This window comes from Marinobacterium iners (genome assembly GCF_017310015.1).
Classification (GTDB): Bacteria; Pseudomonadota; Gammaproteobacteria; order Pseudomonadales; family Balneatricaceae; genus Marinobacterium; species Marinobacterium iners.
In genome coordinates this window covers 1,390,582-1,402,529 of sequence record NZ_CP022297.1, presented here as the reverse complement: position 1 = coordinate 1,402,529, position 11,948 = coordinate 1,390,582, and the positions used below count along the sequence as shown (strand labels likewise).

11 protein-coding genes are annotated in these 11,948 nt (G+C 56.1%); 4 read left to right on the top strand and 7 right to left on the bottom strand.

The genetic code is table 11. The features are described 5' to 3' along the window. The first annotated feature begins 8 nt into the window (after positions 1-8). Positions 9-1,424: a DUF4139 domain-containing protein gene (locus tag CFI10_RS06775; RefSeq protein ID WP_206840791.1), complete on the top strand. Its 1,416-nt coding sequence runs from the start codon at positions 9-11 to the stop codon at positions 1,422-1,424. On the opposite strand, the gene CFI10_RS06770 is transcribed toward CFI10_RS06775, so the two are convergent. Continuing rightward, on the bottom strand, positions 1,399-1,908 hold the full coding sequence (locus CFI10_RS06770; RefSeq protein WP_206840789.1) for a tetratricopeptide repeat protein: 510 nt from the start codon (positions 1,906-1,908) through the stop codon (positions 1,399-1,401). The genes CFI10_RS06775 and CFI10_RS06770 overlap by 26 nt on opposite strands. A 159-nt stretch (positions 1,909-2,067) precedes the next feature. Between CFI10_RS06770 and cysK the strand changes: the two genes are divergently transcribed. Then, entirely contained in the window at positions 2,068-3,036 is a 969-nt protein-coding gene (gene cysK / locus CFI10_RS06765) for a cysteine synthase A (RefSeq protein WP_206840787.1), read from the top strand. A gap of 72 nt (positions 3,037-3,108) precedes the next feature. On the opposite strand, the gene CFI10_RS06760 is transcribed toward cysK, so the two are convergent. Together CFI10_RS06760 and CFI10_RS06755 are read right to left on the bottom strand one after the other, a co-directional pair. Further along, a complete protein-coding gene (locus CFI10_RS06760; RefSeq protein WP_242530142.1) occupies positions 3,109-3,312 on the bottom strand; it encodes a hypothetical protein in 204 nt (67 codons plus the stop codon). A gap of 186 nt (positions 3,313-3,498) precedes the next feature. Next, positions 3,499-4,776 (bottom strand): tryptophan--tRNA ligase, encoded by a 1,278-nt coding sequence (locus CFI10_RS06755; RefSeq protein WP_206840785.1) that lies wholly within the window; start codon positions 4,774-4,776, stop codon positions 3,499-3,501. A 232-nt stretch (positions 4,777-5,008) separates the two neighbouring features. Here CFI10_RS06755 and CFI10_RS06750 point away from each other — a divergent pair, with 232 nt between their 5' ends. Then, complete coding sequence (locus CFI10_RS06750; protein ID WP_091827066.1) at positions 5,009-5,239, top strand: DUF2789 domain-containing protein; 231 nt, start codon at positions 5,009-5,011, stop codon at positions 5,237-5,239. A gap of 72 nt (positions 5,240-5,311) precedes the next feature. After that, on the top strand, positions 5,312-6,091 hold the full coding sequence (gene yaaA / locus CFI10_RS06745) for a peroxide stress protein YaaA (RefSeq protein ID WP_206840783.1): 780 nt from the start codon (positions 5,312-5,314) through the stop codon (positions 6,089-6,091). A 39-nt stretch (positions 6,092-6,130) separates the two neighbouring features. Here the strand turns inward: yaaA and CFI10_RS06740 are convergent, their stop codons facing one another. The 4 genes from CFI10_RS06740 to CFI10_RS06725 all read right to left on the bottom strand — a co-directional run bounded on the left by CFI10_RS06740 (position 6,131) and on the right by CFI10_RS06725 (position 11,947). After that, on the bottom strand, positions 6,131-8,281 hold the full coding sequence (locus CFI10_RS06740; RefSeq protein WP_206840781.1) for a methyl-accepting chemotaxis protein: 2,151 nt from the start codon (positions 8,279-8,281) through the stop codon (positions 6,131-6,133). A 187-nt stretch (positions 8,282-8,468) separates the two neighbouring features. Continuing rightward, positions 8,469-9,338 carry a Tim44 domain-containing protein gene (locus CFI10_RS06735; RefSeq protein ID WP_206840779.1) on the bottom strand — a complete coding sequence of 290 codons (870 nt, stop codon included), beginning with the start codon at positions 9,336-9,338 and terminating at the stop codon, positions 8,469-8,471. Positions 9,339-9,347: 9 nt separating this feature from the next. Next, complete coding sequence (locus tag CFI10_RS06730; protein WP_091827062.1) at positions 9,348-10,244, bottom strand: DMT family transporter; 897 nt, start codon at positions 10,242-10,244, stop codon at positions 9,348-9,350. Further along, positions 10,244-11,947 (bottom strand): potassium channel family protein, encoded by a 1,704-nt coding sequence (locus CFI10_RS06725; RefSeq protein WP_206840776.1) that lies wholly within the window; start codon positions 11,945-11,947, stop codon positions 10,244-10,246. Before CFI10_RS06725 ends, CFI10_RS06730 begins: the two co-directional genes overlap by 1 nt. Between the last annotated feature and the right edge of the window lies 1 nt (position 11,948).

Below are 11,948 nucleotides of genomic sequence, written 5' to 3'. Positions count from 1 at the left end.
GAGCCCCCATGATCATTCGACAACTCTCTCTGTCCACCGCTCTGGTCGGTGGCTTGCTTGTGAGCCCACTGGTACAGGCTGCCGACGAGATCAGTATTGCGGACGACAGCCGTACCCGTCTTGATCTCACGTTGTACCAGCAGAACCTCGCACTGGTTCAGGAACAGCGCAAGGTTCCGGCACTTCCGGCTGATACCCCGATTCTGCTGCAAGCCGTGAGCCCACAGATGCAGGCTCAAACGCTTAAACTGCGCGGTATGGGCCAGATTCTGGAGCAAAACCTGGAACAGGACCTGCTCAGTCTTGGCAGCCTGCTGCAGACGCAAATGGGCAAAACAATTACCCTCGCCCGCTTCAACCCCGTCACAGGGTCCGAAACACGCACCGAAGTGCGTCTGCTGCGTGTTGAAGGCAACACGGCACTGATAGCAAACGAAGCAGGAGAGATCGAAACCCTGCCTCTGCACCAGGGCCAGTGGCGACTGATTGTAAAACCGGACAGTCCCAACTATCAGTTACAGCCACGCCTTTCATTTCGCACCAAGGGCACCCGCAATGCGGCCGAAGCCGAAATCAGCTATCTGACACAAGGCCTCAGCTGGCAGATGGACTACCTGCTGACCCTCGACAGTGCTGGTGAACAGCTGGACCTGGAAGGCCTCGCCACTCTGAACAACCACAGCGGCCTGGCCTGGCCCCAGGCAAACATCAAGCTGCTGGCGGGACAGGTCAACCAGCCTCAACAGACTCGACCTGAAGTCATGCTGATGCGCTCGGCCGTAGCCGACATGAAAGGCAGCGGAGTTGAAACTGGATCGGTACAGGACTATCACCTCTACACCCTGCCCGGGCTACACAACCTGCAAGATCAGCAGCAGAAACAGGTACCCTTGATTCCAAACACCCAGCTGCCCGCAAGCATTCAATACACCTACGCACTTCAGGTGAACGCCCATCAACAGATGCCGCCACAGCTGGATCAGGCTCTGACTGAGCTGCATTTCACCGCACCGGCCACATCCGGATCACGCTTGCCCTTGCCCAGCGGACAGGCGCGAGTGTTCCGGCCTGATGCCGACGGCCAACTGCAGTTTGTGGGGGGCACTCAGGTACCTGCAACCGCCGCAGGCGAAAAGGTCAGAGTGATTATGGGTGAAGCCTTTGACTTGGGGATCGAGCAGGTCCAAACAGGCTTCAGAAAGGTATTTGAAGGCTATGAGGTGGAGTACCGGATCAGTGTGCGTAACCGCTCGGAACAGAGCAAACCTCTGGACCTGACTGCTCACTTTCCACTGCCGTTCAAGTTGACACTCACCAGCAAACCAACTACACAGGTCAGCGGTGCATCTGCCAGCTGGCAGATGGAAATCCCTGCCGAAAGTGAAGAGGAGCTGAGCTTCAGCGCGACTCTGACGACACGCTGAGCGCCTCGACCGAGGGCACCTGGTGCTGGCGCTGACGCCAGCAGTTGGCCCGCGCCGGGTCGATGGCAACACCCAGGGCGCCCTCTTCGTAAACCTCAATCATGCGTCGAATAGCCAGAGGATGAAGCTGTTCCGCCGCCTGGCGGTAGTAATGTAACGCCTTGCCGAGATCAGACGTGAAGTAATGCTCGAATCCATTCTCGAAGATTCTGCCCATTTGATACTGTGCCTTGGGATCACCGGCATCAGCCGCACGTTGCAGATAGATCCCACCCTGAATGCGGCTGGCCACATCTTCGCCGCGAAAGTGCAGCAGATGACCGTATACCGAAAGTGCCCGCTGGCTGCCATTGTCCGCAGCAAACCGGAACAGCCGCATGACCAGCCGGTGACGCTGACGGGACCGCTTGAACAGGGACAAATGAAACAGGCGATCTGCCAGCCAGGCGATCAAAGGTGCCAGTTGCCGCATCAGCCAATGCATATATACCCCCAAGGCATTAGAAATCGTATCTTTATACAGATATGAAAAAATCGTCTCACATTTTACCGCAGTCAGCGGTACACTGAACTATACCTGTTGTCAGCAAGCTTGGAGTAGCCTGCTGACCCTGATTCAAGCCGTCATGGAGTTGAAAAGCTGATGAATATTTATGAAGACAACGCGCTGACGATCGGCAACACACCGCTGGTACGACTCAAAAATCTCTGGCCAGCCGGCAATCTCTACGCCAAGATCGAATCGCGCAACCCGGCCGGATCGATCAAATGCCGCATCGGCGCCAGCATGATCTGGGCAGCAGAACAGGACGGCCGTCTGCAGCCCGGCATGACTCTGATTGAGCCGACCAGTGGCAATACCGGTATTGCGCTCGCATTTGTCGCAGCCGCGAAGGGCTACCGCTTGATGCTGACCATGCCATCCTCCATGTCGCTGGAGCGACGCAAACTGATGAAGACCCTTGGAGCCGAAATCGTGCTGACCGAACCGGCCAAGGGGATGAAAGGCGCAATCGAAAAAGCCCAACAACTGGTGGACGAAAACCCGGACAGCTTCCTGATGCTGCAGCAGTTCGAGAACCCGGCCAACCCGGACATCCATGAGAAAACCACCGGCCCGGAAATCTGGCGCGATACCGACGGCAAGATTGATATGCTGGTTGCCGGTGTCGGCACGGGTGGCACCTTGACTGGCATCTCACGCTATATCAAGCGCACTCAGGGCAAACAGATCATCAGCGTCGCAGTTGAACCTGTCGACTCCCCCGTGATTACGCAAACCCTGGCTGGTGATGAGGTCAAACCTGCTCCGCATAAAATTCAGGGTATTGGTGCCGGCTTTGTACCCAAGAACCTGGACCTTTCACTGGTCGACAAGGTTGAGCAGGTCAGCAATGAAGATGCGATCACAACCGCACGTGAGTTGATGCAGAAAGAAGGTATTCTGTGCGGTATTTCCTGTGGCGCCGCCCTGGCGGCAGCATTGCGTCAGGCAGAACTGGAAACCAATACAGGCAAACAGATTGTAGTCATTCTGCCTGATTCGGGTGAACGCTACCTGTCTTCAATTCTGTTTGAAGGCATGTTCAGCGATAACGAAACGGTGCAATAGCTCTCCTGACCACACCCAAACGAAAACTGCCGCACAAGGCGGCAGTTTCTCTTGCTGAATCGGGTGTCGATATCAGCTCATTAATTCGCGTACCTGCTGATGGCTCGGGAAAGTGCTAAGGTCGCGTACAGTGACACTGCGGTCACTGCTGCGGGTTACGATATAAGAGCTTGGCTTGCGTGCGGTGCCCTTGTACACGCCGCTGACAACGAAATTTTCGCCATCCACACCCAGAATGGCGATAGTCCGCTCTTCTGCCTTTACCTGAATATCCATGCTCTTCCTCCTGTTGGTTTTATTTTGTAGTTTTATTACAATAAGCATAGCCTAATGGCGGAATATAACAAGTGCGTGAGGCTTTCTTTGTCATTTGATGACAAAGAGAGGACAGCGGAAATGAAACAGCCTTTCCGGTCGGGAAAGGCTGTTTCAGGTCACGCAGGAAGAGATATGGGAAGGGGGCTAGAGATAGGCCGCCAGCTCCTCCTTGAGTAGATCCAGCTCATTCTGAGCCTTCTGACGTGCTTTTTTCTTCAACGCTTCAACTTCAGCCGACTTTTCAGCGACCAATGCTACCGCTGCAGCGGTCTTGTCTTCAGCCTGTTCCACTTGCTCCAGCAGGGGACGAATCTGCATCAGGATGGCACGACGGCGCCCTTCCTCGACACGGGCAATCTCTTCTTCACTCTTTTCCTTTTCTTTCGCCACTTTCTGCTGCTGTGTAGTGCTGGTATCGGTCAGTGAACGGATACCGACGGCATGGCGCACCTTGTCGAGAAACGGAGTTGCATATTCCCGCGCACGCTCAGCGCCTTTGAGCAGTACCGCTTCCACTTCACCCAGGTCATTCATCAGTTCGTTGTAACGGGCACGCGGCGAAGACAGCTGGGCGTCCAGGTACTCGAAGAGTTCAGTTTTGGCAGCCCCCCAGCCGATCCCGTCGATAAACCGCTGACGCATGGCGGCACTTTCCGCTTCGGTCGCAAAACAGCGATAGAGGTGCATCAGGGTATTGTCCGGATCTTTGGGTTCACCCGGCTCACGGGTATCGGTCACGATCTGATTGATCAGCCTGCGCAGCTCATCTGACGAACAGAACAATGGAATGGTGTTGTTATAGCTCTTGGACATCTTGCGGCCGTCCAGCCCCGGAATCAGCTGAGTTTCTTCATCCACCTGCGCCTGCGGCAGGGTGAACAGGGGCTCAAACTGATGGTTGAATCGACCGGCGATATCACGCGCCATCTCGATATGCTGCACCTGATCCTTGCCCACCGGGATAGTGTCGGCATTGAACATGAGGATGTCGGCGGCCATCAATATCGGATAGCTGAACAGACCCATGGTGACACCGTCATCCAGGTCTTCCTTACCGGCCTCACGGTTGGCATCCACCGAGGCCTTGTAAGCATGGGCACGGTTCATCAGCCCTTTGGAGGTCTGGCAGGTCAGAATCCAGGTCAGCTCTGTGATTTCAGGAATGTCGGTCTGACGGTAGAAAGTCGCCTTATTGGTGTCCAGCCCCAATGCCAGCCAAGTTGCCGCAATTTCACGGGTGGAACGCGCGACCCGGTCAGGCTCCTGGCACTTGATCAGCGCATGGAAATCAGCCAGAAAGAAGTAGCTGTTGAAAGCGGGGTTTTCGCTCGCTTCAATGGCGGGCTTGATGGCGCCCAGATAGTTACCAATATGCGGGGTACCGGTGGTGGTAATACCGGTCAGAACGGTCTGTTTGCTCATTGCGTACTCGTCAGTCGGTCTGTCCTAAAACGCTATGATACACAACTTGTTAAGTCGCTGCCGCTCAGAATGCGTTGAGAAGCTTGCAAGCCTATGTTATCGCTGTCATTGCCAGAACAACGATTCGACTCGACACAAAACCAACCAAAATAGTCAGGTTTTGACAATCCTGCAGGCTTGACCATAATGGAGACAGATACGGCTACGTCTGATATTGCCACAGGAGGTTTACATGGATACATCCGCTCACACCTTCAGCGCCCTGTTCGAACAGCTCGGCCTGCCGGCAGACAATGACTCAATTGAGCAGTTTATTCGCACCCACCGGCTGTTCAGCAGCGAGATTCAGCTGCATGAGGCGTCATTCTGGAACGAAACCCAGGCCGAGTTTCTGCGCGAAGCGATCAGCAGTGATTCCGATTGGGCTGAAATAGTTGACGAACTGAACAACAGCCTGCATTAATTCCCTTTTAGATCCGCCGGGGCCGGTCAGGTGCGGCCCCTTCTCTTTTATTGTGCAAGGTAGACCCAACTCATGCTGACACTGGTTTCACCAGCCAAAACGCTTGATTATGAATCCCCTCTCGCTACCGATACCTACACCCAGCCACGCTTTACCGAGCAGTCACAACAGCTGATCGAGACACTGCGTCAGCTTTCGGTTCAGGATGTTGCCGAGCTGATGAAACTCAGTGACAAGCTGGCCAGTCTTAATGTGGCACGCTACCAGAGCTGGGAGCCCAAACATACGCCGGACAATGCCCGCCCCGCCGTATTGGCTTTCAAGGGAGATGTGTACACCGGTCTGGATGCCGAGAGCTTCAGCGAGGCTGACTTCAGCTTCGCACAGCAGCATCTGCGCATTCTGTCAGGCCTGTATGGCGTGTTGCGTCCGCTGGATCTGCTGGAGCCCTACCGCCTGGAGATGGGAACTCGACTGAAAACCGCTTCTGGCGACAACCTTTACCAGTTCTGGGGCGAACGCATTACCGCCGCACTGAACGAGGAATTGAAAACATCCGATGACGTAGTGGTCAACCTGGCGTCAAATGAATACTTCAAGTCGGTACAGCCCAAGGCGCTCAACGCCCGACTGATCACCCCGGTATTCAAGGATTTCAAGAACGGTCAATACAAGATCATCAGTTTCTATGCCAAAAAGGCACGCGGCCTGATGAGCCGTTACATCATCCAGAATCGCATCGATGCGCCTGAAGCGATCAAGGCGTTTGATCTGGAGGGGTATTATTTCAGCCAGGAACAAAGCAAGGGCGATACCTGGGTATTCCTGCGAGATGAAGTGCCCGCCAGCTGAGCCGCTGCCCGCCCGCCACGGTGGCGAGCGGGCTGAGCGCTATTTGGCCGAGCTGACTTCAAACGCGCCCACCAGCTGTTGCAGCTTGGCTGCCGTTCCCTTGACCTGATCTGAGCTTAACTGCAACTCTCCCACCGCCTGATGCATGCGTGTGGTGATCTCAGCGACAGATCGAGCATGGCCACCGTGCTCTTGGCTGTGACGGTCGATGTGCTTGATGATATCAAACATCTGCGCCACGCTGTCATGCAGCTCCGTGTTATCCGAAGTGGACTGCTCCGCCAGCTGCAGACTGCGATCCACGTCTTCCACACCGGCCTCCATGAAACGTACTGCGTCGACACTCTCTTTCTGAATCCGCTCGATACGGGCACTGATCTCATGCGCGGCGGTTTCAGTTCGCGCTGCGAGCGCCCTGACTTCATCGGCTACCACCGAGAATCCACGCCCATGTTCGCCTGCACGTGCCGCTTCAATGGCCGCATTGAGTGCCAGCAGATTGGTCTGGGCCGTGATATCCGTGATCAGTGCTACCATTTCGTCGATCTCAACCGTGCGCTGGTTCAGCGCCTGTACTCGCCTCGCGGAGGTCTGGACGATATCGCGAATCGCCTGCGTACCCGAGCGTACCGACTCGAACTGTTCTCGCGCCTTGGCGACAACCTCCTCCATGGCAGACTTCATGACCTCAGCCGTACCGGAGGCCTGACTGATCGCCACCAGTTGTGACTCCACCAGGCTCAACATGGTCTCGGCGGCTTCATCAACCGAGGTTGCGGAATCCAGTGCAATGCGGTTGCGCGCCTGCATGGTCTGGCTGTTTTCACCCACATCATCGGCAGCCCTAATCACCTGCGCCACAATGCCATCCAGATTATCCACGAAGCTGTTGATCCAACGGGCCATATCACCGGTTTCATCCGCCACGATGTGGTCACTGCTCAGTCGCTGACTCAGGTTGCCCTGCCCTTCCGCCAGATTTCGGATCACTTCGGTCATCGCCCCCAATCGGTGCGACAGGGGACGTATGCCCACTTGCCAGAACAGCATTACCGACAGCATCACAAACACAAAGTTGAGCAACATGCCCGGCAGTGCCGGCAGATTCAGCCAATACTGCAGACCGTAACTGGCGCCAAGCCCCACTGCCAGCGACCCCGACAAGCTGGTCATCATGCGCACACTGAGCGAACGACGGCGATAGACCTCTTCCAGATCGGATTCACACATCATGCCCCACCGATCCTGCGAGCCCGGCATGCTGAAGGTCACTCCCTTACCGATCACGGGGATGTGGCGATAATCGGAATAGCCCGGGTAGGCCACAAACAGATTTCCACCCTTGCGGATCGTCTCCCGAACACCGGGGTGCAACTGACCAGTGGCGGGATCAGTGAAACGGATTTCGAATTCAGTATGACGGTTAACCTTTACGGTTCCCCAGGCGGTATGAATTCCGCTTTTGAGATTTTCACCGTGACTAAAGGTGCCATCTTCAAAGCGAGAACGCGACAGCGCCGTTCCCGCTTCGATAGTGGGATCAAACCGCGACTCCACCATGAACAGGTAGTTATCGCCGGACTCCGGAAAGATGTGGCCCGCCTCTCGCTGTATCAGGTCACCCAGCACATCGTTGGGCACACGGGCACACAGTGCGCCCACGACAACGCCATCCTGTTTAACCGGCTGATAGAACATCAATGTCACTTCGTCATGGAAGCGAGAAGAGCTGGCACCCAACTCAAGCGTCACCGGGTCGATATAGGGGCCGTGCAGAAAAGGAGCCTGCAGGCCAGCGTTGACCGCTTTTGAGTTCAGGTCCTGACAGCCTGTACGAGCCGCTGCTGTCGAACAAGTTACTCGGCCTTCCAGATCGATCAATGCCAGCTCTGAAAGATCCTGGGCCTGGCGTCGTTTGTGCTCCAGTAGCGCCCTGTCACAGTCCGGAAAAGACTCACCCACTTGCTGCGCCAGATCGGCCAGCATATCCCACTTGGCCTGGGCCCAGCCGGTGAGCAGTCTGACGCGTATTTCCGCGATGCTTTCAAAGGTTTGCTCCACCACCGGCAAAGTCCGACGGTTGAGCCAGCAGGCACGGCGCATGGCCAACTTTCCGGTCGGCCCGAACCAGGGCAGCCAGTGACGTTCAGCAGCTGACAACTGCATTGCGGTGCTTTTCAGAACGGCCATTTACAACTCTCCAGACAAAACAACAGAATGACCGGAGCAAAAAACGCGCCAAAAAAACAGTGCAGAATGGGATCAAAGAATCACTCATGTGATCCATAAAAGTGCAGAGAGTGCCTAAAGAGGTGCAGATGCACCTTGAAGGTGCATCTGACAAACCGGTGGCACAGGGGCCATCGGCAGAAGGGCGTTACGCGTTCGGCTGCTCGATACCGACAATCTTCCAGTCACTGCCGTCAGTTGTCATATCGCGATTGAGATGCCAGATTTCGCTGAACTCACTGGTCGGCTGGCCCGACTCGGCAATCCAGCCATAGAAGTGAATACTGGCAACCACATGGTCACCGTTGTCGATGAAGTTCACCAACTCGGCCATCACCGAATCAACTTCGGTATGCTGCTGCTCAGGCAGTTTGGCACGTTCCTGCTGCAGCGCCGCGAACATCTCGTCAGACATGTAGTCGCGAATCTCATCCCAGTTCTGGCTGTCCCAGGCGGTCTGTAGATTCATGAAGTGGCTGCGGGCACCCTCGACAAAGGCTCGCTCGTTGAACCACTGCGGCAGATTCAGTTCGGCCGGGGCAAAGTCGGAACCGGTACTGGCCCCTGCAGAGGCCAGCATAACCGGAGCAGCCGGCTCAGGCTGCGGTGCCTGGCGTGCCATGGCACCATCGGGCATGGCATAGGCGGGCTGCTGCCGTTGCGCCTGCGCACGCTTGCTGCTGAACAGCTTGAACAGTATGAACCCGACCCCGGCCAGCAACAGAATATCCATCAGCTGAATGCCTTCAAACGCACCGCCCATGAACAGCGCTGCCAGCAGACCACCCGCCAGCAGACCACCCATCATGCCACCCAGACCGCTGCGTGCTCCGGCGGTTTTGGTGGGCGACGTGGGAGCAGCGGCCTGCTCTTTCGCGGGGGCAGGTGCGACCCGCTTGGGTGTCGTGTAGCTTTTGCCAAAGCTTGAACCGCCGCCAAGGCGTTTGGCCTCCGCTTCCTGCGGCATCAGCATAAAGCCAAGCAGCAACGCAAAGCAGGTGGTCATCAATGTTTTCATCGAGTCTCCTCAAACAGATTTTCGTAACCGACGCAGGGATTGCGCCAGTATCGCTATATACAAGCCGGAAAAGATCAGTAGTACACCGGTAAGGTGGTACCAGCCCAGTCTTTCACCGAGAAAAACAGTTGCCAGCAGCAGGCCGAACATCGGCATCAGGTGAATGAACAACCCCGCCGTGGCCGCGCCAAGCCGTTCAACTCCGTAATTCCAGAACAGGAACGACAGGATCGACGGAAAGATCGCCATATAGATCACGGTCCAGACAAAGGGTTCCGTTAATTTGAAGGCTGTACTGCCCCCCTGTTCCCAAAGCATGAACGGAAACAATACGACGACCCCCACCAGCACGGAAAAACCAAAGAACGTAAAACCATCCAGCGCAGCCGGCTTCCAGCGCAGGCTGAGGGTATAAAGCGACCAGCTGAGCATGGCCAGGAAGATCCACAGATCACCTCGATTGAAATCGAACGCAGCCATCACTTCCAGGCTGCCGCGACTGACCAGCACCAATACCCCGCCGAGTGACAGCGCCACGCCCAGCCATTGTCTGGGGCTGGCCGGCTCACGCAGAAACAGCGCCCCCAGTAACAGGATAACTACCGGCACTGCGGACTGCATCAACATGGCATTGGATGCCTGGGTATGCTGCACGCCGAAATATACCAGTGTATTGAAGCAGCCCACACCCAGAATGCCCTGCACCGTGAGCAACGGCAGATTGTCCCGCAGCACCTGACGCAACCGCCAGGCTCGCCCAAGCCACCAGGGGGCGATGATCAGCAGTGCCAGAGTCCAGCGCAGAAACGCCAGCGTAAACGGCTGCAGATCGAGGTGAATGGCACGGGCCAGCACGAAGTTGCCTGCCCAAAACAGGGTGGTCAGTACAAGCAGTAGATAAGGCATCAGAGGGCTTCCCGCTCCTGTCGCCGCAGTAATCGAGCCAGCAGACTGTGGGGCGGATCCTCGCCCGTGATCACGTAATACAGCACGTTGTAGTTGTTCACCGTCCACTCCATCTGGCGCAATACATTACCAAGCCCACAGCAGAGAATTTCGTCTCCCTCCTTCAGCTCGGTCAGCTCACCCGGGAGTATACGGACTCCATCAGCGTTACGCAGCAGCAGCGCAAAACAGGGCAGCAGCTTGTCCCGTTGCCGTGGGTTGCGGTACAACACCCGCAGCGGAACACTGTGTCCCTGCTGCAGCATATTGACGACAGCCGGCGACTCCTCAGAATCAATCCGGACTGACCAGCTGTCGAGCTCATCATCTCCCACTGTGTTGCTCATGCGATTGAGCAGCTCATGTGACCAAACATTGCTTTCCTGCTGCAGATGCTGCAAAAACTCCGACAACAGCGGGGTTTTCAGCTGCGCCAGTATCCGATTGGCAATGATTCGCCCCGGCTCCATGACATAGTCACAGCGGGAGTGACGAAACACCAGCGCATTCTGATGCAGATTCTGTCGCACGACTGTGGTCAGTTTCGGATTGAGTTCACGCGCTGTCATGATAATGGAGAGGTTATCGGTATCACTGTCAGTACCGGCAATGATGCCTACGGCGCTTTCCACACCGGCTTCAATCAGAGTATGTGCCTCGGTCCCCACCCCGACCACAGCTCCCTCAAGCGGGGTAACGCTGTCATGGTCTGGGTCGATGATGGTCATATCCATTCCCTCTGCCGCAAACGCGGCTGCCAGCGCCCGGCCAAAGCGACCATAACCACAGATAATCCAGCGTCCTTCCGCATGCTTGTACGCACTGGAGAGTTTGCGGTGACGAGGATTCATCAGCCAGTCATACACCAGGTGCTTGTGCGGAGATCGTGCCGCCAATGCCAGATAGTCCGCATAGGCACGGAAAGGATCAACAATCATGTCGGTGCCGAACGAGGCCATGTTGGCGGTGGTCAGATCCGAGTTGGTACGGGTAATGACCTGGCGCTTGGGGACCAGCAGCTTACTGGCGATGGCAACGGCCAGATTCACCCTGTCGTGGTTGGTAAGCGCCAGGACCCCGACACATCTGGGGTGCTGCAGACCTGCGTGATCCAGCACATCCGGCAAGGACGCATCAGCGCAGAGTGCTGGCACCGGGGTTACAAGATTATCCAGCTCAAGAGCGTCAATTCGATCCTGATCAACATCGATAACGACTACACGTATACCTCTTTTTACCAGCCGCCTCACCAACAACCGCCCGGTCACACCATAGCCACACACCAGATAAAACGGCTCCTGCAGATCGCGCACCTGACTTCTGAAGCCGCGCAGCCGCATCAGGCGGCCGAACATGGGCTCCTGCAGTACGGCCAACATGGTACCGATGCCATACAGCCAGGTGATGACCGTTGCATAGATGGTAAAGGTGACCCACATCCGTTGTGCATCGGTGAATTCGTATGGAATCTCGCCAAAACCGATGGTCGTGCCCATATAGGACACGAAATAGAAGGCATGGAAGAAATCCATGTACCAGACATTGCCATCGGCATCCTGGCCGGGAATCAAGGTCATGCCGAAAATCGACACCGCATACACGCTGATCAGCGTGATCAACGGCGCCCGCAGTCGGCGCAGGAACAGAAACAGCAGGTTGTTCATG

What these genes read in the sequence shown, in the direction of transcription:
- CFI10_RS06740 (WP_206840781.1), bottom strand. Translation starts at nt 8,281, where the DNA reads ATGGCCGTTCTGAAAAGCACCGCAATGCAGTTGTCAGCTGCTGAACGT.
- CFI10_RS06775 (WP_206840791.1), top strand. Translation starts at nt 9, where the DNA reads ATGATCATTCGACAACTCTCTCTGTCCACCGCTCTGGTCGGTGGCTTG.
- cysK (WP_206840787.1), top strand. Translation starts at nt 2,068, where the DNA reads ATGAATATTTATGAAGACAACGCGCTGACGATCGGCAACACACCGCTG.
- CFI10_RS06755 (WP_206840785.1), bottom strand. Translation starts at nt 4,776, where the DNA reads ATGAGCAAACAGACCGTTCTGACCGGTATTACCACCACCGGTACCCCG.
- CFI10_RS06760 (WP_242530142.1), bottom strand. Translation starts at nt 3,312, where the DNA reads ATGGATATTCAGGTAAAGGCAGAAGAGCGGACTATCGCCATTCTGGGT.
- CFI10_RS06770 (WP_206840789.1), bottom strand. Translation starts at nt 1,908, where the DNA reads ATGCATTGGCTGATGCGGCAACTGGCACCTTTGATCGCCTGGCTGGCA.
- yaaA (WP_206840783.1), top strand. Translation starts at nt 5,312, where the DNA reads ATGCTGACACTGGTTTCACCAGCCAAAACGCTTGATTATGAATCCCCT.
- CFI10_RS06725 (WP_206840776.1), bottom strand. Translation starts at nt 11,947, where the DNA reads ATGAACAACCTGCTGTTTCTGTTCCTGCGCCGACTGCGGGCGCCGTTG.
- CFI10_RS06730 (WP_091827062.1), bottom strand. Translation starts at nt 10,244, where the DNA reads ATGCCTTATCTACTGCTTGTACTGACCACCCTGTTTTGGGCAGGCAAC.
- CFI10_RS06735 (WP_206840779.1), bottom strand. Translation starts at nt 9,338, where the DNA reads ATGAAAACATTGATGACCACCTGCTTTGCGTTGCTGCTTGGCTTTATG.
- CFI10_RS06750 (WP_091827066.1), top strand. Translation starts at nt 5,009, where the DNA reads ATGGATACATCCGCTCACACCTTCAGCGCCCTGTTCGAACAGCTCGGC.